Here is a 22,700-nt window from a genome sequence, read left to right on the forward strand (position 1 = left end):
ATTATTAATATAACGATTTATTCCATATAGCTTTTGACATTAACGTTATAAATAAGTTCAATTAATCTGCCTGTTTTCGTAAAAAAGCAGGTATATCTAAATAATCTTCTTTACTTACATTTGAAGTAGCGTGTTCATTCACCACTTGCGCTGACTTCACCTCTGGTTGCACGCTCGGTGCTGGTTGTTGATAAGTCGGACGCGGAGTCATTGATTGCGTAGCAATTTTCACTTCCGGACGTTTATCCATACCGATACCAGTTGCAACAACAGTAACGCGAATTTCATCACTCATTTCAGGATCAATCGTTGACCCAACAACAACTGTTGCATTATCAGAGGCAAATGCTTGAACGGTACGACCAACTGTATCAAATTCTTCCAAGCTTAAATCAAAACCAGCTGTAACATTAACTAATACACCTCTAGCTCCAGATAAATCAATATCTTCCAATAATGGACTAGAAATTGCCATTTCGGCAGCTTCTTCAGCTCGGTTATCACCTGATGCTTTACCTGAACCCATCATTGCATAACCCATTTCAGACATAACAGTACGAACGTCTGCAAAGTCAACATTAATGATACCTGGTTTAGTAATCAACTCAGCAATACCTTGTACTGCACCCATTAATACACCATTAGCAGCTGAGAAAGCATTAAGTAGGGTAACTCCACGTCCCAAAACCTTAAGTAATTTATCATTTGGAATAGTAATCAATGAGTCAACATGTTTTGCTAACTCGGTAATTCCTTGTTCAGCAAAAGCCATTCGCTTTTTACCTTCAAAACCAAATGGTTTAGTTACGACGGCAACAGTAAGGATACCTAACTCTTTTGCAATTTCCGCAACGACAGGAGCAGCACCAGTACCAGTACCACCACCCATACCCGCCGCGATAAACACCATGTCAGCACCTTCAAGTGCACTTCGAATTACATCGCGATCTTCCTGAGCAGAAGTCTTACCTACTTCTGGGTTAGCCCCAGCACCTAAACCTTTAGTTACATTACTACCGATTTGGATTGTTTGACCAACGCGAATTCTTCTTAATGCTTGTGCATCTGTATTAGCAGCAAAAAATTCAACACCTTCAATATGCTCGGTGACCATGTGCTCAACAGCATTACCACCGCCACCGCCAACACCGATAACTTTTATAACTGGTTCATTTGATGCAACCATCGGTTCAAACATAATTACTCTCCAAATTGATATTACCTGCATCTACAAAACGCTTAGCTAATATTCTACAGATAAGCACTCGTAAAGTCACGCAGTTAATGCATGAATTATTATAATATTTTTAGCTAAAACTCTTTTTTAAACCAACCGGTTAGATGTTTAACTAATCCCTTTATTGATGATTTATTTTTTATACTATCATCACCATTTAATATACTTTGCTTGCCATAGTGCAAAAGGCCTACAGTCGTTGAACAATAAGGCTTTTGAACATAATCAGTTAATCCTGAAATATTAAGTGGATATCCAATCCTAACTTGATTTTGAAAAACTTTTTCAGCACACTCTACAAGTCCTTTGATCTGAGCAGCGCCACCTGTAAGCACGATCCCTGCCGCCAGCTGGTGTTTTACATTTTGTTGTTTGAGGCTTTCTTGTAACTGCGTTAGCTCTTTTTGTACTAACGTTAATAGTTCGGTATACCTAGGCTCTATAACATCCGCAAGTGTTTGTCTCTGTAGCGTTCTTGATGGACGACCACCAACACTAGGTACGTCGATAACTTCATCTTTTCCAACAAGCGCTCCTGTTGCACAGCCATATTTAATTTTTATATTTTCAGCATCCATCGGAGGTGTGCCGAATGCGTAAGCAATATCACTCGTTACAACATTGCCAGCATAAGGGATAACAACAGAATGACGTAAAGCCCCACCAGTATAAACAGAGATATCCATGGTACCACCACCAATATCAATTACACACGCGCCTAACTCTTTCTCATCATTTGTCAGTACAGCATCGCTTGAAGCTAATCCAGAAAAAATAAGTTGATCAACTTTAAGACCGCATCGTTCAACAGCTTTGACAATATTTTTAGCCATATCATTATGACAAGTAATCAGGTGTACTTTTGATTTCATTCGAACACCAGACAAGCCAATTGGATTTTTTATCCCTTCCTGCAAATCAATAGAATATTCTTGAGCAATAACATGTAAAATTCGATGATCATCCAAAATTCTAACTGATTTAGCGGTATGAACAACATTTTCGACATCATCAACAGTCACTTCTTCTGCCGCAATGGGCACCATACCAATTTCATTCTGGCAACGGATATGCTTACCTGATAGTGCTAGATATACCGAAGATATTTGGCAATCAGCCATAAGTTCAGCTTGATCAACTGCGCGTTGAATAGATTTTACAACAGATTCAAGATCATTAACGCCGCCTTTATCAACGCCTTTTGATGGACAATGACCCACTCCAATAATATTTACAATACCATCAGGAAGTACTTCACCAACAAGTGCAAGTACTTTAGATGTACCAACCTCTAGTCCAACAACTAACTTTTTATCTGTTGTTTTCATACTTCTTCGCCCTAATTAATTCTCTATTTTCTGTTTTTTAACTGAAATACCGTTTTCGTAACGTAAATCAACTTCAACTAATTTTTCATTTTGAGGTAGACGAGCTTGAATGTCAGCAAAAAAACGAACAAAACGCTCATATCGTTCAATTGTTTTTTCTCTCCCCAAATTTAGCGTAATATTTTGATTATCTACACAAAATCCAGTAACACATAATTTTACAACCAATTGCCACGCATTACGATCATCGGCATGCGCTTCCCCTATTCGAAGTGCTACATCTCGACTCGCTAGCTTCATCGAAATAGCATCTAATTGATTAAACGTTTCTAAAATAAATTTTTCTTTACCTATTGGCCCTGACAATTTAGGTAGATCACTACTATCAAATCGATCTTTCGGTACACTAAAAACAGTCCCATACTGATCCAGTAAAAAAACATCGTTCCACACATAACGTGGTTGATGTTCAACGACATGGACAATTAAACGATCCGGCCACTGCTTACGAACACTAACTTGCTTGACCCATGGTAGACGCATAATTTCTTGTTGAATATCATCAACATCTTGTGCAATATAAGTATTTGGTAGCCCTAATCCCAAAATTGCTTTACGTACATCATCCTCTGTTGTAAAAACATGATCACCCGTTAACGTTAACTGAGATAAAACAACACGTTCAGGATTATCAACCCAATTTTTTACCGCAACCACAATCCAAGCACTTAACGATATAACTATTATAAAAAATAAAAAGCTAACAAACTGTTCAATATTAGCAAACAGAAAAAAAATTTTTTTCGCTTCTTTTCTCTGTGCAGCCTGTCGTGCTTTTTTCATATCAATATTCTTACAATTTATATATTGTTTAATTCATCTAAATTTTTGCTAAAGTCAAAATCTTATATACTAAATCGCTAAAAGACCAACCTTGCTGTTTTGCGGCCATAGGAACCAGACTATGATCAGTCATACCTGGTGCAGTATTAACCTCTAATAAATATGGTTTACCTTCTTGACTAAACATAACATCAACGCGTCCCCAGCCACGACAACCCACAGCTTGATAAGCTCTTAATGCCAGATCTCTTAGCGCCATCTCTTGCTGTTCATCCAAACCGCTTGGACAAAAATATTGTGTTTTATCAGAAAGATACTTAGCATTATAATCATAAAACGATGTTGCAGGTTGAATTTTAATTGTTGGTAAAACATGATCCCCAACAATAGCAACAGTGTACTCAGCACCCGATAAAAATGCTTCAACCATAACACAATCATCAAATTGAAATGCTTGTTCAAGCGCTAATGGTAAATCTTTAACATCATTCACTCGACTCATACCAACACTAGAACCTTCATGACTCGGTTTTACAAATACAGGTAAACCAAGTTGTTTAATAATACTCTCGCAACAAATGGCTTGTCCTTTTTCTACCATAACATAATCTGCAACCGGCAAATTAGATGATTTCCAAATCAATTTGGTTTTTAGTTTATCCATTGTTAGAGCAGAAGATAACACGTCACTACCCGTATAAGGAATATTTTGATAACTTAAAATTGCCTGAGTAATCCCATCTTCACCACCTCGACCGTGTAAAGCGATAAATGCTTTAGTAAATCCATCACTTTTGAGTTGCGTAATAGGGTATGTTTTAGTATCGATGGCATATGCATCAACACCTTTTTCTAATAAACCTTTTAATACCGCAGCCCCTGATTTTAAAGAAACTTCTCGCTCAGCAGATGTTCCACCTAGTAATACAGCAACTTTATCAGCCATTATTTATTACCTTCTAACAATAATTCTTGTGCAAATAATCCGATTTTAGATAAATGATTGGCAATTTTGCCTACACTACCCGCACCTTGAGTTAATAATAAGTCTCCACCCTGTAATACTTCAGCCAACATTTGTGGTAATGTATCGGGATCAGATACATAAATTGGATCAACTTTGCCTCGATTACGAATTGTTCTACATAGTGTTCGACTATCTGCTCCTGCAATAGGTTGTTCCCCTGCGGAATAAACGTCCAACATAATTAATACATCAACTTGCGATAAAACAGTAGTAAAATCCTCAAAAAGATCCCGCGTTCTTGTATACCGATGCGGTTGGAAAATCATAACTAGACGTCTTTCTGACCAACCATTTTTCGCAGCTTGAATTGTTACATTTACTTCACTTGGATGATGCCCATAATCATCAACTAGCATGATGTCTCCACCATTAGGATGAGAATATGAACCTAGAAAATCAAAGCGTCGACCTGTGCCTCCAAATTTAGCTAATGCAGCAAGAATATAATGGTCATCAATACCATCCTCAGTTGCAGCGATTAGTGCAGCAGTAGCATTTAATGCATTATGTTTTCCTGGTGCATTAAGCTCAATACTTAATTCAGGTAAACCAGAACGAGCAACAGTAAAATAGCTATGGTTCAACACTTGTCGGTAATTTTTAATCACAACATCAGCATCTTCACTAAAACCATAAGTAATAATCTTTCGACCTACAATAGGTAACAACTCTCGGTTAATCGGATCGTCGTAACACATTATCGCCAAGCCATAAAATGGTAAATTTCGTAAAAAAGTAATAAAGGTCTGTTTTAGATTCTCTATATTACCTTGATAAGTATCCATATGGTCAGCTTCGATATTAGTAACAATCGATACCATCGGTTGTAGATGTAAAAATGAAGCATCACTTTCATCCGCTTCAGCAATAAAATATCGGCTACTACCCAATCGAGCATGTGTACCGGCTGCTTTGACTAACCCACCATTAACAAATGTTGGATCAAGTTTAGCTTCTGCATAAATTGCTGTCACCATTGCAGTAGTAGTCGTTTTACCATGAGTACCAGCAATAGCAATACCATATCTAAATCGCATTAATTCGGCGAGCATCTGAGCTCGCTGAATAACAGGAATTCTTGCTTCTAAAGCAGTAACAACTTCAATATTTTCATCAGAAATAGCCGATGATATTACCACTACACTTGCACCAATAACGTTTTCAGCTCGATGACCAATTACAATCGTAGCACCTAAAGAGGATAAATTCTGTGTCACCGAATTTTCAGCAATATCTGAACCGCTAATTTCATACCCTTCGTTAGCTAACACTTCAGCAATACCGCCCATGCCTGCGCCACCAATACCAACAAAATGGATATGTTTAACGCGTTTCATTTCTGGAATGATAGCTCTCAATTCCTCTAATTTTTTTGCATTCATAATCAATCTTTATTTAATGTTAATTACATTGTCATTTATCGCTTCTGCTACTTCTAAAGCAGAATCTCTTACAGCAAGGCTACTAGCTTTATTGGCCATATCTAATAATACATTACGGTCGATAGACTTTAATAGGCTAACTAATGTATCAGAAGTAAAATCCATCTGCTCAATAATTTGTGCTGCACCGATATCTTGTAAAGGTTTAGCATTCCAGTACTGCTGACGATCTTTATGCATAAAAGGGACAAATATTGCACCAAGACCAACAACCTCGATTTCACTCACAGTTAGTGCGCCACTACGACAAATAACTAAATCAGCCCAACTATATGCTTCGGCAACATCATCAATAAATTCAGATACTTTGTTTTCAGTCATATCAATATCTTGATACGATTTTAGTACGGATTCTTGAGCTCCCTTACCCGTTTGATGCCAAATAATAAATTTATCAGCAACAGACTTAAATGCCACAGGAATAACGTCATTTAGAATTTTAGCACCTTGGCTACCACCCATGACTAATATACGAATTTTTCCTTCACGATGAGCAAATCTATCGGCAGGTGATGGTAAAGAGAGTAGATCATCTCTAACTGGGTTACCCACTACTTTGGCATTTTTAAACGCGGAAGGAAATGCCTGTAATACTGTCGATGCTATTTTTGCTAACCATTGGTTCGTTAATCCAGCAATACCGTTTTGTTCATGTAGAACAATCGGTACACCACAAAGTTTAGCTGCAATTCCGCCAGGTCCAGAAACATACCCACCCATACCTAATACGACATCAGGCTGATAAGCTTTAATAATTTTTCTTGCCTGCATGACTGCTTTGAAAATTCGAATAGGTGATAACAATTTAGCAACAATACCTTTCCCTCGAATACCTGATATTTTGATAAAATCAATTTCGATACCATATTTAGGCACTAATTGCGCCTCCATACGATCAGCAGTACCAAGCCAACGTATTTGCCAACCTTGTTTACTTAACTCATTTGCTACGGCTAGTCCTGGAAAAACATGACCTCCAGTACCACCAGCCATAATTAATATTTTTTTTGTCATTTTTTTACCCTTGCTTGAATTCGCTCTTGACGAAACTCAAAATCAATTCTGAGCAATAATGCAACAGCCAGACTCATTATAATAAGACTTGAGCCGCCATAACTAATAAACGGTAGTGTTAATCCTTTAGTTGGTAACATACCCGATGTCACGCCAATATTGACAAAAGTCTGAAAACCGAACCAAATTCCGATTTGACAAGCGAGATATCCTGAAAATAAAGAACCGGAGTTTAATGAACGATAGCCAATAGATAATGCCTTAAACGTTAAAAAGAATAACAGAGCCAAAATAGCAATGACGCCGACATAACCAAGTTCTTCCGCAATAATAGAAAAAATAAAATCGGTATGAGCCTCAGGTAAATAACCTAATTTCCTAACAGAGTTACCTAATCCTTGCCCCCAAAAACCACCATTCCCTATCGCCATCAATGAGCTCGTTAATTGATACCCAGATCCTGTTGGATCTTTCCAGGGATCAAGAAAAGTTGTAAAACGAACTAATCGGTATGGCTCAAATAAAATTAGTAATACTACAGAAAATACACCAGAACCTAATATCGCAATGAATTGCCATAATCTTGCACCAGCAATAAATAGCACACCTAAAGTCACAGAAAATAGTACAATAACAGTACCTAAATCTGGCTGCTTTAATAATAGTAGTGATAACACTAGCATCACTGTCATTGGTTTAAAGAATCCCCAAAAACTACTTTGGACTTCTTCAAACTTTCGTGCAAGATAGCTAGCTAGATAACAAAATAGCGCTAATTTTGATAACTCCGCAGGCTGGAAATTGAAGATCCCTAATGGAATCCATCGTGATGCACCTTTAATTGAAGAACCGACAAATAAAACAGCAATCAACATAATGATAGTCAGTATCAACAATGGCATACTGGCTTGCTTCCAACGAGCTGTCGGTACATAAAGTGCAATCAACATAACCGATAGCGCCATACCTAATTGTATTAATTCTCGCTGAGTATAAAAAAATGGTCGATTCTCACTCATTGCCATAGATGCTGAAGTGACCATTAACACACCGAATATCATTAATCCAATGATTGCCCATAATAATGAACGATCATATAACATCCCGGGTCCACTAACTTGGCTTTTTATTTGAAATAGATTCATTTACCCAAGTTCCTTCGCTAATGTTGCAAAAATATTACCCCGTTCTGCGTAGTTCTTAAACTGGTCTAAACTAGCACAAGCCGGCGATAATAAAACAATATCACCAGATTGAGTTTTATGTGATATCTCAATCATCGCCTCTTTCATTGTTGATACAATAGTTGTTACTTCAGGCCTTAACATCGCTAATTGTTCACGATCTCGACCAAAACAGTAAATAGCAATATTTTGTTGTTTTAATAAATAAGGCGTTAATGGAGAAAAATCAGCGGCCTTACCATCGCCACCGAGTAAAAGATACAATGTTCCCTGACAAATCACACTTCTTAATGCGGCTTCTGTACTACCAACATTAGTAGCTTTAGAATCATTAATCCATCTAACACCATTATTTTCAAATACCAGCTCAAAACGATGTGATAAGCCATAAAAATTTGTAATTACATCAAGACTAATTGTTCTTTGAATCCCTAACACATCTGTTATCGCCAATGTTGCTAAGGCATTTAAATAATTATGTACGCCTAGTAACTTCATTTTCTTTGTATCTAAAACAATTTGTTCATCACACATCAAATATTGATATGATGAATCGAGATGATATAACCCACTTTGTAAACCAAACTCAATAGTTTTATTATTATCTGATTCCAATAGATATGTTAATTTATCATCATGATTAATAATACAATTTTTTGCATTAGTATAAATACGTTGTTTAGCCGTAACATACTGCATAATCCCTTCTGGATAACGATCCATATGATCTTCAGATATATTTAAAATCGTTGCAGCTGTTGCCTGTAAACTATAAGTCGTCTCTAGCTGAAAACTAGAAAGTTCTAAAACAAAAATATCGCAATCATCTTGTAATAAAGTTAATGCTGGTTTACCTATATTTCCACCAACACCGACTTTAATTCCGGCAGCCTCGACAATTGCACCGACAAGCGTTGTTACTGTTGTTTTACCATTAGAACCAGTAATGGCCGCTATTTTTTTATTTTTGAGTTGATTTACTTCACGGCAAAAAAGCTCAATATCACCGATAATTTCAATACCTAAGCGCTTTGCCTGCATCAGTTCAGTCGTAGCGAGTGAAATTCCAGGGCTAACCACAATTAAATCAGCAGATAAAATCCAATCACTATTTAAACTACCTAAATGATATGATATTCGTTTATCTAAGCTCTCCAATCCACTCGGTTTTTCGCGAGTATCAATAACTTTAGGAATAACGTTTTTAGCCAAGAAGTAATTAACACAGGATAACCCAGTGACTCCTAAACCGATAATAACAACATTTTTCCCTTGATAGTTAATCATATTCGCACCACTTACTTAACGTAATTTTAAAGTCACAAGCCCAATTAGAACTAGCATTAATGAGATAATCCAAAACCGCACAATAACTCTAGGCTCAGGCCATCCTTTTAGTTCATAATGGTGATGAATAGGCGCCATTCGGAAAATTCGTTTTCCTCTTAGTTTAAATGAACCAACTTGTAAAATAACTGATAGGGTTTCAACAACAAAAATCCCGCCCATAATCAATAACAAGAACTCTTGTCTCAATAAAACTGCAATAATACCAAGAACTCCACCTAGTGCTAGAGAACCAACATCCCCCATAAACACCATAGCAGGATAAGTATTAAACCATAAGAAACCTAGCCCTGCACCGACAATAGCCATACAAACTATCATCAATTCACCACTATAACGAATATAAGGAATATGCAGATGCTGTGCAAAACTTACTGTACCAGTAGCCCAAGCGACTAAAGCAAAACCGGCAGCAACCATAATGGTTGGCACAATTGCTAATCCATCTAATCCATCAGTCAAATTGACCGCATTCCCTGCACCAACGACAACAAAATAAGTTAATAGAATAAAAAATAGACCTAATTGAGGCATAACATCTTTAAAGAATGGAATAACCAACGATGTTACAGCTGTATCTTTACCATAAATATAAAGCCCAAATGCGACGATTAAAGCAATTACAGATTGCCAAAAATATTTCCAACGCGCAATTAACCCATCGGTATTTTTCCTAACCACTTTCAAGTAATCATCAACAAAACCAACAATACCATAACCAATTAAAACAAATAACGCGATCCACACATACGGATTTTTCAAGTCAGCCCATAATAAAACAGAAATAGTAATTGACGCTAAAATTAGCGTTCCCCCCATTGTTGGGGTACCTTTTTTACTTAAATGACTTTCTGGCCCATCATTACGAATGACTTGTCCTATTTGTAATTTTTGTAGCCAATCAATAACTTTTTGGCCAAGTAACAATGAAATAATCAACGCTGTTAATAGCGCTAAAATCGATCTTACAGTGACATATGAAAACACATTGAAAAACGTTACATATTTCACTAAAAAATTAGATAACCAAAATAACATGATTTAATCCTGATAATTGTTAAGATTATGAATAATTTCTTCCATTTTTGAACTCCGAGAACCTTTAATTAATATTGTTGCAATCGGATGTTCATTTAATATCTGTCTTAAAAACGTAGTCGCTTGTTGTTTATTCTCAAAATGATGACCAACACGACTATATTGACTAATTAGCTGGCTATTTTTGCCAACAGTAATCACACAATCTAATCCCGAACTTTTCGCTTCTTCACCAATTCGTTGATGAAGTTTAGCTGAATCATCGCCGAGTTCGGCCATATCACCCGCCACTAATACTCGATAACCTTTCTGTTGTGCAAGAACATGGATAGCTGCAGTCATTGATCCTATATTTGCATTATATGAATCATCTAAAATAAGTTGTTTATCATTTAATTTAATTGGATATAGGCGGCCTTTAACAGGTTGTACTGACTGTAATCCTTCTTTTATCTGTTCTAATTTAGCTCCAACTGATATCGCTAACGCAGATGCAGCTACCGCATTAGAAACATTGTGTAAACCTAAGAGCGACAGACTAATTGATATTTCGCCATTTGGAGTATGTAGAATAAACTGAGTTATTACATCTTGAGAAATGGCCTTAGCATAAAAATCAGCATCAAAATTATCTAAAGAGAACATCACTATTTTCTTACCAGATAAACGGCTAAGCCAATCCTTTCGGTAACAATCCATATTGATGATTGCAGTACCATTCTCAGGAAGTCCTAAAAATATTTCACTTTTTGCTTTAGCTACACCATCTAAAGAACCAAACCCTTCTAAATGCGCCTCGGATATATTATTAATTAGTGCACTTTGTGGCTTAACAATTTGAGTTGTATATTCAATTTCACCAATATGGTTTGCACCTAATTCAATAACAGCAAATTGATTTTCAGAGGTTAATCGGAATAGCGTTAAAGGTACTCCAATATCATTATTAAAATTACCTTTAGTAAATAACGTATTGCCACATTGTAATAAAATTGCAGCGGTCATCTCTTTAACAGAGGTTTTCCCAGAAGAACCTGTCAACGCAACAAATTTAGCGGTTGATTGGTTGCGAACCCATGAAGCTAACTTGCCTAAAGCAGCAAGTGTATCTTTAACAATTATTTGAGGGATGTCCTCTCCAACCTGGTGATTAACTAAAACTAAACTAGCTCCGGATAAAATAGCTTGTTTAGCAAAATCATGACCATCAAATTTGTCCCCAACAAGGGCAACAAATAAACAACCTGAAATGATCTGTCGAGAATCAATACTGATTTGATCAATAAATAGATTATGATCAGTAATAGCTATTGACTGACCATCTACAATATTTAAGAGTTCCTTAACTGATACTGGTATCATAGTGTAATTCCTAATAATTGGCTCACTACTTTACGATCTGAATAGCGATATTTTTTTTGCCCAATGATCTGATACTCTTCATGGCCTTTACCTGCAACAAGAATAATATCATTTTCATCACCATGATTAACCGCCCACTGGATTGCTTTTTTGCGATCTTGAATCACTTTAATAGACTTAGTTTCACTAAATCCGGCCATAATGTCATTAATAATCATTTTGGCATCTTCAGTCCTAGGATTATCATTGGTAACAATAATATGACTAGAATAAGAGTGAGCAACCTTAGCCATTAAAGGACGTTTACCTTTATCTCTATCTCCCCCACAACCAAATATTACCCACAATGCTCCCGTACAATGTTCTTTTGCTGCACTTAGTGCTTTATCTAATGCATCAGGAGTATGCGCATAGTCAACGATTACAGTAGGTTTATTTTTTTCTTTGAATATCTCCATTCGACCAATAACAGGCTGTAGATGATATGCAGTATTGACTAAAACATAGAAAGGAAAGCCTAATGCAAGTAATGTACAAAATGCTAACAATAGGTTCGAGACATTAAATTCTCCAAATAAACGGCTCTCTAATTCTCCTCGCCCAAAACTTGAATCGAAGTAAATTGATGTGCCTTTATTATGATAAACGATTTTATGTACACCGACATAAGGTTTACCTAATTGACGAATATTTTTTAAATTTTTGGGTAACGTAGAAACAATAATGGCGTCATCTAATTTATCGATCCAGCGTTTACCGACTTTATCATCATAGTTAATAATCTTTTTACCAGAACTTTTCACCGCTAATTTATCAGTTAAAGGTGAGAACAAAGACCATTTAGCCTGTTCATATTTAGTCATTGTGCGGTGAAAATCTAAATGATCACGACTTAAATTAGTAAATACCGTAGCAGCAAAGTCAACACCTTTAACTCGACCCAAAGCAAGTCCATGAGATGAAACTTCCATTGCAACTAACTTAACTTTTTTAGATAGAAAATTAGCAAGATAACCTTGTGTATCTACCGCAGATGGAGTGGTATTTATTGCAGGAGTGAGTTTACCTAGTTCACCATTACCAATTGTTCCAAGCACCGCCGATTTTTCATTAATTAAATCAGCCCATTGTGCAATAAGCTGAGTTACTGTCGTTTTTCCATTCGTACCAGTTACACCAACAACTAACATCTCTTTAGAAGGTTCGCCGTAAAATTCACCAGCAAATTCTGATAATTTTTCTGCTAATTTATAAACTGTTATTTGTGGGATTTTTTTATTATTAGCAAAAAGACAGGTGATAATACCATTTTTACCCATATCATCAGTTTCAGCTAAAATAGCAACAGCCCCAGACTCAATCGCTTTAGGAATAAACTCTCGTCCATCGTAATTAGCGCCTTTTAATGCAACAAAAAGTGTTTTTTTCTTAACTTGTCGACTATCTAATACTAACTGATTAATATCTTCATATTCAAAAGGTAATACCTTTCCTCTCTCAGAAACGGGCATTTGAGCTGAAAAATATTCGATCAATTGTTTAGTATTGTAAGTAGCCACTATCTTTTTGTCCTCTATAACTCCGATATCTATAACATCTATTAGTAAATAATCATCTGACTATCTAAATTCTTATCTGGTTCTATATTCATTGTTCTTAGTACTCCCCCCATAATTCGGCTAAAGACAGGGGAAGATACCGTTCCACCATAATATTGACCTGCTTTTGGGTTATCAATAATGACAACCAATGAGTATTTTGGGTTAGTTGCAGGAGCAATCCCCGCTGTGTAAGCAATATATTGGTTAATATACTTACCTGTCGTACCTAATTTTTTAGCGGTCCCCGTCTTCACCGCCACTGTATAGCCAGGAACAGAAGCTTTGACACCCCCACCGCTAACCGCGACAGCTTCCATTAACTCAACAACCGTTTTAGCTATTTTTTCATCAATCACGCGCTGACCTTTAACAGCACCATTTACTTTTAAAATAGAAACCGGTCGGTAAATACCATAACTACCAATTGTTGCATATGCTCTGGCTAATTGTAACGGAGTAGCCATTAATCCATAACCAAATGAAAATGTGGCTCTTTCTATATCAGACCAACGTTTTCTATTCGCTGATATAGTACCTGTTGACTCTCCACCGATACCCAATCCTGTCGATTGACCCAAACCAAATCTAGCATAAAAACTAACTACATCTTGAGGTTCCATCTGTAAAGCCAACTTACTCACACCAACATTACTCGATTTTTCTAAAATTCCAGCAAGATTAAGTGATTTTTGGTATGAAACGTCTTTAACCTCATATCTATTCAAATAAAACGGTCTAGTATCTATAACCGTATTCAAATCAACTATCTTTTTCTCAAGAGCAGCCATAACCACAAGAGGCTTAACTGTTGATCCTGGCTCAAATGCATCGGTTACGGCACGATTTCTTAATAAACTTGGATCAATTTTCGTACGATTATTTGGGTTATAAGCTGGATTAGTTGCCATTGCTAGAATTTCACCAGTATGGATATCGACTAATACAGCCGTCCCGCTATCAGCTTTATTAAATTCAACCGCTTGAGCTAACTCTTTATAAACCAAAGACTGTAAGCGCTCATCAATACTCAATACTAAATCAACAGCGGCTTCACCGTCTACGCGTTCCAACTCTTCAATAACACGCCCAAATCGATCACGCCTAACAACCCTTTGTCCCGATTCACCAATTAACCAACTATTAAAACTTTTTTCTAATCCTTCAGAACCCACTTCAACATTATTATCAATATTTGTTAACCCTATTAGCTGAGCCGTCATCTTACTAGCCGGATAATACCGTTTTGAGGTTTTGTCAAAATTAATCCCTGGTAATTTCAATTTTTTCAAATAATCAGCATTCGTTGGTGTAATCTGTTTCGCTAGATAGACAAAACGTAATGACTTTTGATTAATTTTTTTCTCTAGTGTCGCTACTGGCATTGAAAGTGTTTTGGCCAGCTCTTGCCACTTCAAATCATTAATATCAAAATTAGCAGATTGTAATATGATTTTAGGATCAGCCCAAACATCATACATTGGAACACTAACTGCTAATGCCCTACCATTTCTGTCTAGAATCATAGCTCTAGGCACACCAACATCTTGATAACGAATTGAACGCTTATCACCTTCAATAATTAACCGTTCTGGATCAACTAATTGTAATAACGCTAATTTGACCACTAATCCTAAAACAGCGACCAAAATAAAACCATAAATCACATAGAAACGCCATTTGGCAAAAAATTTATTATCAGTTATTTTTTTCTTTGCTGTTTTCATTATCTATTCTTTATAACAATTACTGTCTCATTTTTCGGTGACACATATTGCATCCCCAATAAATTAGCCTTCTGTTCAATCCGTTTAGGATCGGCTAATACATTTTCTTCAATTATTAAATTTCGCCATTCACTTTCTAATACATCTCGTTCTAGTACCAATTGCTCCTGAGCAAAAAGTTGTTTTCTAGTTTGTTGCGTTGTCCATAACACAACAACAGCTGAAACAATGATCAATATGACCAGAAATAACGATAACTTTTGCGTTTTAAATAAATCATCAACAATTAATCTCACTAAGCTAAACTTAGTTTTTTGATTAATACTCATCTAATACGCTCAGCAATACGCAATATTGCACTACGTGAACGAGCATTATCATCAATCTCTTGCTTTGATGGTTTTTCTTTACCTAAAGATTTTAATGTACATGAACCATATTTTTTGATCTGCTCTTCCGTTAAGGGAAGACCTTTTGGAATATCAGGTCCTTTACTCTGTTTGGCAATAAATTGCTTAACAATTCGATCTTCTAGAGAATGAAAACTAATCACCGCTAAACGACCGTGATCATTTAATATCTCTAAGCTCCCTCTTAATGCTGATTCAACTTCTTCTAACTCACTATTGATATAAATTCGAATCGCTTGGAAACTTCTCGTCGCAGGATGTTTATGACGCTCTTTTATTGGGCTTGCATTACTAATTAAATTTGCCAATTCTAATGTGCGAGTTAAGGTTTTTTCTTGATTTTGTTCAACAATAGCCCGAGCAATACGTTTAGCAAAACGTTCTTCACCAAAAGTTTTTAGTACCCAAGCAATATCCTCTTCACTACTTTGCATTAACCATTCGCTTGCCGACATTCCCTTTGTACAATCCATTCTCATATCAAGTGGGCCGTCACGCATAAACGAGAAGCCGCGTTCTGGATCGTCGAGTTGTGGAGATGAAACACCTAAATCGAGTAAAAATCCATCTATTTTACCAGTGAGTCCTAGTTCCTCAACATAATTTGCGACTTGTGAAAATGGACCATGGACTAATGTCAATCGAGGATCATCTATTTCTTTAGCAACCTGTATCGCATTTAAATCTCGGTCAATCGCGATTAATCGCCCATTAGGTCCAAGTTTTTCAAGAATCAATCGAGAGTGACCACCTCGACCAAAAGTACCATCTACATAAATACCATCTTGCTTAATCGCAAGTGCGTCGACTGCTTCGGTTAATAATACGGTTTTATGTTGATAATTCATATGTACCACTAAATTGTTAAATACTTCAAATTTTCGGATAATTCACTAATATCCGTAGGAATAGCCGCAATATCTTCAGCGATTTGCTCATGCCACTTAAATTGATCCCAAATTTCGAACTTATTTGATTGCCCCACAAACATTGTACTTTTGTCCAATTTGGCATACTGTCTTAGAGTCATCGGAATTAAAATACGTCCAGCATTATCCATTGGACATTCGGTTGCGTGACCTAAAAGTAATCGGGAAATTCGTCTTTCGACATCGATCATGGAGGATAATTTAGCAAGTTTTTGTTGGATCAGTTCCCATTCACCAAAAGGATATAGCATTAAGCAGGGATGATGTAAGCCAATGGTACAAACTAATCCTTCAGACAATACATCACGATAACGAGTTGGAATCGCTAAACGCCCTTTACTGTCTAAATTAATTGAAATTGCACCACTAAACATATCTTATGTCTTATCCCATCATTCTATTGAATGAAAATTCCTTGAAAATCAAATAATTATTATATGACTTATTTTAATGCCACTTTTCTCCACTTTTTACCACAAAAAAACAAAAAATGATAGTTATTTCACCGATAAATTTATGTCGACTTCGACTAAAAATAAACTAGTGGATCACTAATAGGGTGAAAAATGAAGTGGTCAAACATATAAATTATTTCTATAGCGATAATGGAATGAAGAAGAGTAAGAATTAGAAGCTAAGAGATAAGATAACTTATTAGCAAAATACCGAATAAGTTATCAAATAATGATTTAAATAGGAACATTACTGATTAATATCAATAATCCGTAAAGAATTTTTATAATTAAGACCATTTTGTCGATAATAATCGGCATTAATTTGAATCTTATTAATTTCTACATCAGATAATTTACGTACGATTTGGGCAGGGGAGCCCATAATCAAACCCCCCCTCTTCATAAGGTAACTTCTGCGTTACTAAAGAGCCCGCCCCAATAATACAATTTTTAGCTATTTTGGTATTATTTAAAATAACACTCCCCATACCAATAATAACATTGTCATCAATACAGCAGCTATGCAAAATTGCATTATGACCAATAGAAACATTCGCACCAATATCACATGGTAAATCTAAGTCTACATGGATACTGACATTATCTTGTACATTACTATTAATACCGATAATGATAGGGGCGAAATCAGCACGAATAACATTACCAATAATCGTAGCAGTTGGATCAATATAAAGCGCAGATTTAAAATCAGGAGTATAATCAGCTAAAGCATAAATCATATTGCTTACCTCTCATTAATCGAATTTATCTCTTCTTCAGTTAATGGTCGATACTCGCCTTCTGCAATATCCAACTCAATGGAACCAATTTTTTGGCGGTGAAGAGCGACAACATGATTACCCACGGCAGCAAACATTCGTTTAACTTGATGATATTTACCTTCGCTAATTGTTAATCTAGCCTGATATTCACTGATGATTTCTAGTTGAGCTGATTTAGTGAGATCTTTTTCACCATTTAGCTGTAGCCCCTGTTCAAATTGTGTAATAAGTGACTCAGTTAATGGACTTTCAACACTAACTAAATAGGTTTTTTGACAATGGTGTTTTGGGGCAGTAATACGATGTGACCATTGACCATCATCAGTTAATAATACTAATCCAGTCGTATCAAGATCTAAACGACCAGCAGCATGTAACTTATCAGCCATTGGCTCATCAATAAAATATGCAATTGTTGGATGTTCTGAATCGTCGGTAGAACAAACATAACCTTGCGGTTTATTTAGCATAAAATAACGTTTTTCAGTAATCTGCTCTATCACATTATCCTGATATTTAATCACATCTTCAGTAGTAATTTGGTAAGAGCCTGATTTAATTATCTGATCATTAACAGTAACATTAGCCGCTTTCAACTCTTTATTAACTAAATTACGGCTAATACCTAAATGATGGGAAAGAAATTTATCTAATCGCATGAATACACATTTATTAAAGTAATATATTTTTACTATTTTAAATGAAAAAATCTTTTAACCAATCTATTTTATTTGAAAAAGATAAATCACTAGCCAATACATATAGTAATACACTAAATAATTTTACTTTTTTACTTACGTTTACTTCGAACTATATGCTTAAGATTTGGTAAAACCATTGCGATAAGGATTAAACCAACGCCTAACCATTGGTTAAAATAGATAGACTCTTTTAGATATATATAAGATGCAACAACTGCAACAGGAAGTTCTACAGCTGATAAAATTGCACTGAGTGAGATACCAACTTTAGGCACACCAACTGAAAATAAAAATGGCGGTAAAACAGTACCTAATAGAGCTAATATGATTCCCCATTGATACAACTTATCATTGATATTGAGTTCAAATAGGAAAAAAGGAGGAAATAAAACAAAAGTAATAAGACACGCACCTGTTATCATCAAGGCACTTTTCTTTAATTTTGGTAAGTGGTTACCAACTCGGCTACTAGTTGTAATAAATAACGAATAAGTAATGGCAGCGAGAATACCAAAAACACACCCTTTCAAATTTAAGGAAATATTTTGGTTAAAAAGTCCTGCTGCTAAACAACTTCCAACAATAATAATAACGACAATACCAAGATGGAATGGAGTTGGCTTATTTTTAAAAATTAAATAATCAATAACGACACTAATCCAAAGATATTGCATCAATAAAATAATAGCGATTGAGGCAGGTATTAACTGAACACATTGATAATAAAAAATACCGACTAAACCAGGGCAAAATCCAGATAAAAAAACTAACCATAATTTATTATTATGTTTTTTTGAGGATACAACTTTAGCTTTCTGGCTAAATATTTTATAAACAGCGTAAAGCATCCATAAAATTATCATACCAAAAAAGCTCTGCACACCGGTCACTTGTCCTAGGGAATAGCCATCTTTATATGCTGTTTTAACGATAGAAGACAATACCCCAAAACTACATGCTCCTAAAAAAACAAGGAGTCCCCCAATAAGTCGATCTTTCATATTATCATCCGTTAAATATTTTATGTTCTTCATTAAAACAACATAAAATACGCTAAACTAACAAATAGATATTAATTCAGCGTAACTACATATTCCAATAGAAATGAAGATTACCGTTCATAAATAAGAGTAATCACACTATAACATTAAAAACTATTGCAAAAATCCAAATAGTTATAGCTTATCTTGTCCTTGGCGAGGTTTATAATTAAAAGTAAAGTAGAAAATAATCGCCAATAATAAAGAATACCCAGCAAAAATTAACCATATACTCTGCCAATCTTTTACGCCATCAACAGTATATAAATCAACGATTTTCCCACTAACTAGAGCGCCGACATAAGCACCAAAACCGTTAACTACAGTCATATAAAGTCCCTGAGCGCTAGAGCGAATATTTGAATCGACTTCTTTCTCAATAAAAATAGAACCAGAGATATTAAAGAAATCAAATGCACAGCCGTAAACAATCATCGATAATAACAACAATGTAAAGCCGATTGGTGATGGATCACCGAACGCAAATAATCCGAAACGTAGCGTCCATGCGATCATACTCATAATCATGACTTGCTTAATCCCAAATCTCTTCAAGAAAAATGGAATTGTCAGAATAAAGCCCATTTCAGCGATCTGTGAAACAGATAATAAAATAGCAGGAAATTGCACAACCAAACTATTTTGGAATTCTGGAATTTTAGCAAAATCGTGTAAAAATGGACTACCGAATGTATTCGTAATTTGCAATACTGCACCAAGTAACATCGCAAATAAGAAAAATACAAACATCGTCGGCTTTTTAAATAAAACAAACGCGTCCAACCCTAAACGAGATACCCAGGTTTGACTCGTTTTTTTTACTATTGTCATATATGGTAAGGTTGCAGAATAGATAACTAATAATAAAGATGCACCCGAAGCAATATACAGTTGAACATGGCTTAGTTCATATTTTAATAAACTGATCGTCCACATTGCAACCACAAACCCAGCTGTACCCAATACCCTAATTTTAGGAAAATTAATGACACTATCTAACTTATTTTTATCTAAATAATAGTAACTAATTGAATTTGATAATGAAATAGTTGGCATAAAAGCAAACATATTAATCAACATAATCCAAAACATGACTGTAGGATCATTAACTGATGCGGCATAAAAAAGTGAAACGGCACCAACAGTGTGACATAACATATATAGGTATTTTGCTGACATAAATTTATCAGCAATAATCCCAATCAAGCTAGGCATTAAAATAGCAGCAAGACCTTTAGAACTATATACGACACCGACATCCATACCACTAAAACCTAGTGTTTTTATCATGTAAGCGCCTAGCGTGACTAACCAACTTCCCCAAATAAAATACTGCAAAAATAACATAGTCTTCAAACGAAGTTTAATATTCATTATTTCCACCTTAAAAACAAATATGTTCCCCCTTGGGAGAACATATCAAAATAAACAAAAATATAATTAAAAGTCGTTAATTAGAATTTATTAATTGTTTCTGTAATTAATTTTAAGAAAGTTGATTTGACTCGATTCGCTGTCTCGATCACCTCATCATGGCTCAGTGGCTGATCTAAAATACCACATGCCATATTGGTTAAACACGAAATCCCAATAGTTTCAATACCAGAATGACGAGCGATTAATGCTTCTGGTACCGTTGACATACCAACGGCATCAGCACCAAGAACACGGATCATTCTGATTTCGGCAGGAGTTTCATAAGTTGGGCCAGTCCACCATGCATACACACCTTGCTGTAACTTAATGTTTAAATCCTTAGCAACATCCAGAACAATACTTCTTAATTTTTTACTATAAACTTCACTCACATCTAAAAAACGTACGCCAAGTTCTGGATTATTTGGCCCCATTAATGGATTATTTGCGGTGAGATTAATATGATCAGTAATCAGCATTAGATCACCCGGTGCAAAATTAGTATTTACTGCACCACAAGCATTGGTAATAATAAGTTTTTCAATACCTAACATTTTCATGACTCGAACAGGGAAAGTCACTTGGTCTAGTGAAAAACCTTCGTAATAATGAAAGCGGCCTTTCATAGCAACAATAGTTTTACCACCGATATCGCCAATGACCAATTCATTAGCATGGCCAACTGCTGCAGATTTTGCAAAATGAGGAATACCATCATAAGGAATATGTACCGCATCTTGCAAGGTATCAGCAAATGCACCTAAGCCTGAGCCAAGAATAATCCCAATTGTTGGTTTTTTGCTAGATAATCTTTTTATATAATTAACGGTATCTTGAATATCCGATGTGTGATGCATAATAAGTTTCCCTGTTTAGCCAAATAAAAATATGGCGTTATGTTAATAGTATGCTAAAAATAAGTCTATAAAAACAAGAGAATTTTTAGCGAAAAAAGGAAAATACCGCTAACATATACTATTCTAAACAGAGAATAACGATTGAATAATACAAAAGATGTACTACATCAAATTAAAATAAGAGTTATCAAAAAATACTCTAACGCAATCTAACATTTACTATGCTGTAATGGGTGTATAGATATCAAAACGATGATTTTTTGTTTTAACTGAAGATGTTGGCTTTTGTTCTGCAAGAAATGGTGCATAATCAGGGCGTTTTACCACCACTCTTTTTTTAGCAATTTCCCGCGCGCTTAATAATAAACCATCAGCATCGCTATCACTGCCAACTAGCTCCTGAAAAATCCGCATCTCTTTTTTTACTAAAGCACTTTTTTGACGATGAGGAAACATTGGATCAAGATAAACAACATCTGGTTTATCAGTTATATCCGATAATTTATCCAAACTATTTGAATAAGTTAGAGATAGACGATCAATTAACCAATTACCGATTTCGACATTTTGATAAGCACGATTTAATCCATCATCAAGCAATGCAGCCACGACGGGATGACGCTCAAACATCGTTACTTTACAACCAATCGCTGCAAGAACAAAAGCATCTCTGCCGAGCCCTGCTGTTGCATCAATAACAGTGGGTAAATAATCCCCTTTAATACCAACTGCTTTGGCAACAGCTTCGCCTCTACCACCACCAAATTGTCTACGATGAGCCATGGCACCAGAGACAAAATCAACATAAATACCACCCAATTTGGGTTCATTAGTTTTTAAAAGTTCTAAATAACCTTTATCAGTTGATAATGCAAAAACGCCATCAAGATCGTGGAGACTTAACCAATTATTTGCTAGAGCAGATAAGTTCATGCTTATTCCATCTTAAAAAAGATAACAATC

General features: G+C 35.6%; 20 protein-coding genes and 1 pseudogene. All 21 read right to left on the reverse strand.

The window, feature by feature from the left end:
* Positions 1–61: 61 nt before the first annotated feature.
* Positions 62–1,198 carry a cell division protein FtsZ gene (gene ftsZ / locus RHO11_05840; GenBank protein ID WVD62641.1) on the reverse strand — a complete coding sequence of 379 codons (1,137 nt, stop codon included), beginning with the start codon at positions 1,196–1,198 and terminating at the stop codon, positions 62–64.
* Between the two features lie 113 nt (positions 1,199–1,311).
* Positions 1,312–2,565: a cell division protein FtsA gene (gene ftsA, locus RHO11_05845; protein WVD62642.1), complete on the reverse strand. Its 1,254-nt coding sequence runs from the start codon at positions 2,563–2,565 to the stop codon at positions 1,312–1,314.
* 15 nt (positions 2,566–2,580) lie between these two features.
* A complete protein-coding gene (locus RHO11_05850) occupies positions 2,581–3,408 on the reverse strand; it encodes an FtsQ-type POTRA domain-containing protein (protein ID WVD62643.1) in 828 nt (275 codons plus the stop codon).
* Between the two features lie 37 nt (positions 3,409–3,445).
* Positions 3,446–4,354: a D-alanine--D-alanine ligase gene (locus RHO11_05855; protein ID WVD62644.1), complete on the reverse strand. Its 909-nt coding sequence runs from the start codon at positions 4,352–4,354 to the stop codon at positions 3,446–3,448.
* Positions 4,354–5,817, reverse strand: coding sequence for a UDP-N-acetylmuramate--L-alanine ligase (gene murC, locus RHO11_05860; protein ID WVD62645.1), 1,464 nt, complete (start codon positions 5,815–5,817; stop codon positions 4,354–4,356). Before murC ends, RHO11_05855 begins: the two co-directional genes overlap by 1 nt.
* A 9-nt stretch (positions 5,818–5,826) precedes the next feature.
* Positions 5,827–6,891 carry an undecaprenyldiphospho-muramoylpentapeptide beta-N-acetylglucosaminyltransferase gene (murG, locus tag RHO11_05865; GenBank protein ID WVD62646.1) on the reverse strand — a complete coding sequence of 355 codons (1,065 nt, stop codon included), beginning with the start codon at positions 6,889–6,891 and terminating at the stop codon, positions 5,827–5,829.
* Positions 6,888–7,994 (reverse strand): annotated as a pseudogene (gene ftsW / locus RHO11_05870) (cell division protein FtsW). The gene murG and the pseudogene ftsW overlap by 4 nt, the downstream one beginning before the upstream one ends.
* Positions 7,995–8,036: 42 nt before the next feature.
* On the reverse strand, positions 8,037–9,362 hold the full coding sequence (gene murD, locus RHO11_05875; protein ID WVD62647.1) for a UDP-N-acetylmuramoyl-L-alanine--D-glutamate ligase: 1,326 nt from the start codon (positions 9,360–9,362) through the stop codon (positions 8,037–8,039).
* 15 nt (positions 9,363–9,377) lie between these two features.
* Positions 9,378–10,460 (reverse strand): phospho-N-acetylmuramoyl-pentapeptide-transferase, encoded by a 1,083-nt coding sequence (gene mraY, locus RHO11_05880; protein ID WVD62648.1) that lies wholly within the window; start codon positions 10,458–10,460, stop codon positions 9,378–9,380.
* A gap of 3 nt (positions 10,461–10,463) precedes the next feature.
* Entirely contained in the window at positions 10,464–11,822 is a 1,359-nt protein-coding gene (gene murF, locus RHO11_05885) for a UDP-N-acetylmuramoyl-tripeptide--D-alanyl-D-alanine ligase (protein ID WVD62649.1), read from the reverse strand.
* Positions 11,819–13,381, reverse strand: coding sequence for a UDP-N-acetylmuramoyl-L-alanyl-D-glutamate--2,6-diaminopimelate ligase (murE, locus tag RHO11_05890; protein ID WVD62650.1), 1,563 nt, complete (start codon positions 13,379–13,381; stop codon positions 11,819–11,821). Before murE ends, murF begins: the two co-directional genes overlap by 4 nt.
* A 41-nt stretch (positions 13,382–13,422) precedes the next feature.
* Complete coding sequence (gene ftsI, locus RHO11_05895; protein WVD62651.1) at positions 13,423–15,147, reverse strand: peptidoglycan glycosyltransferase FtsI; 1,725 nt, start codon at positions 15,145–15,147, stop codon at positions 13,423–13,425.
* Positions 15,147–15,476 (reverse strand): cell division protein FtsL, encoded by a 330-nt coding sequence (gene ftsL / locus RHO11_05900; GenBank protein ID WVD62652.1) that lies wholly within the window; start codon positions 15,474–15,476, stop codon positions 15,147–15,149. Before ftsL ends, ftsI begins: the two co-directional genes overlap by 1 nt.
* Positions 15,473–16,405 (reverse strand): 16S rRNA (cytosine(1402)-N(4))-methyltransferase RsmH, encoded by a 933-nt coding sequence (rsmH, locus tag RHO11_05905; GenBank protein ID WVD62653.1) that lies wholly within the window; start codon positions 16,403–16,405, stop codon positions 15,473–15,475. The genes ftsL and rsmH overlap by 4 nt, the downstream gene beginning before the upstream one ends.
* An 8-nt stretch (positions 16,406–16,413) precedes the next feature.
* The gene (mraZ, locus tag RHO11_05910) at positions 16,414–16,860 is read right to left on the reverse strand and encodes a division/cell wall cluster transcriptional repressor MraZ (GenBank protein WVD62654.1); all 447 of its coding nucleotides are present in this window, start codon (positions 16,858–16,860) and stop codon (positions 16,414–16,416) included.
* 434 nt (positions 16,861–17,294) lie between these two features.
* Positions 17,295–17,681, reverse strand: coding sequence for a gamma carbonic anhydrase family protein (locus RHO11_05915; GenBank protein ID WVD62655.1), 387 nt, complete (start codon positions 17,679–17,681; stop codon positions 17,295–17,297).
* A 5-nt stretch (positions 17,682–17,686) separates the two neighbouring features.
* Positions 17,687–18,382 (reverse strand): 16S rRNA pseudouridine(516) synthase RsuA, encoded by a 696-nt coding sequence (gene rsuA / locus RHO11_05920; GenBank protein ID WVD62656.1) that lies wholly within the window; start codon positions 18,380–18,382, stop codon positions 17,687–17,689.
* A 131-nt stretch (positions 18,383–18,513) separates the two neighbouring features.
* Positions 18,514–19,425, reverse strand: a complete 912-nt coding sequence (locus RHO11_05925) for a DMT family transporter (GenBank protein WVD62657.1) — start codon at positions 19,423–19,425, stop codon at positions 18,514–18,516.
* A gap of 174 nt (positions 19,426–19,599) precedes the next feature.
* Positions 19,600–20,838 (reverse strand): nucleoside permease, encoded by a 1,239-nt coding sequence (locus RHO11_05930; GenBank protein WVD62658.1) that lies wholly within the window; start codon positions 20,836–20,838, stop codon positions 19,600–19,602.
* 80 nt (positions 20,839–20,918) lie between these two features.
* Positions 20,919–21,737 (reverse strand): purine-nucleoside phosphorylase, encoded by an 819-nt coding sequence (locus RHO11_05935; GenBank protein WVD62659.1) that lies wholly within the window; start codon positions 21,735–21,737, stop codon positions 20,919–20,921.
* 219 nt (positions 21,738–21,956) lie between these two features.
* A complete protein-coding gene (locus RHO11_05940; GenBank protein WVD62660.1) occupies positions 21,957–22,670 on the reverse strand; it encodes a class I SAM-dependent methyltransferase in 714 nt (237 codons plus the stop codon).
* Positions 22,671–22,700 lie beyond the last annotated feature (30 nt).

This window comes from Orbaceae bacterium BiB, assembly GCA_036251205.1.
Taxonomy (GTDB): domain Bacteria; phylum Pseudomonadota; class Gammaproteobacteria; order Enterobacterales; family Orbaceae; genus Orbus; species Orbus mooreae.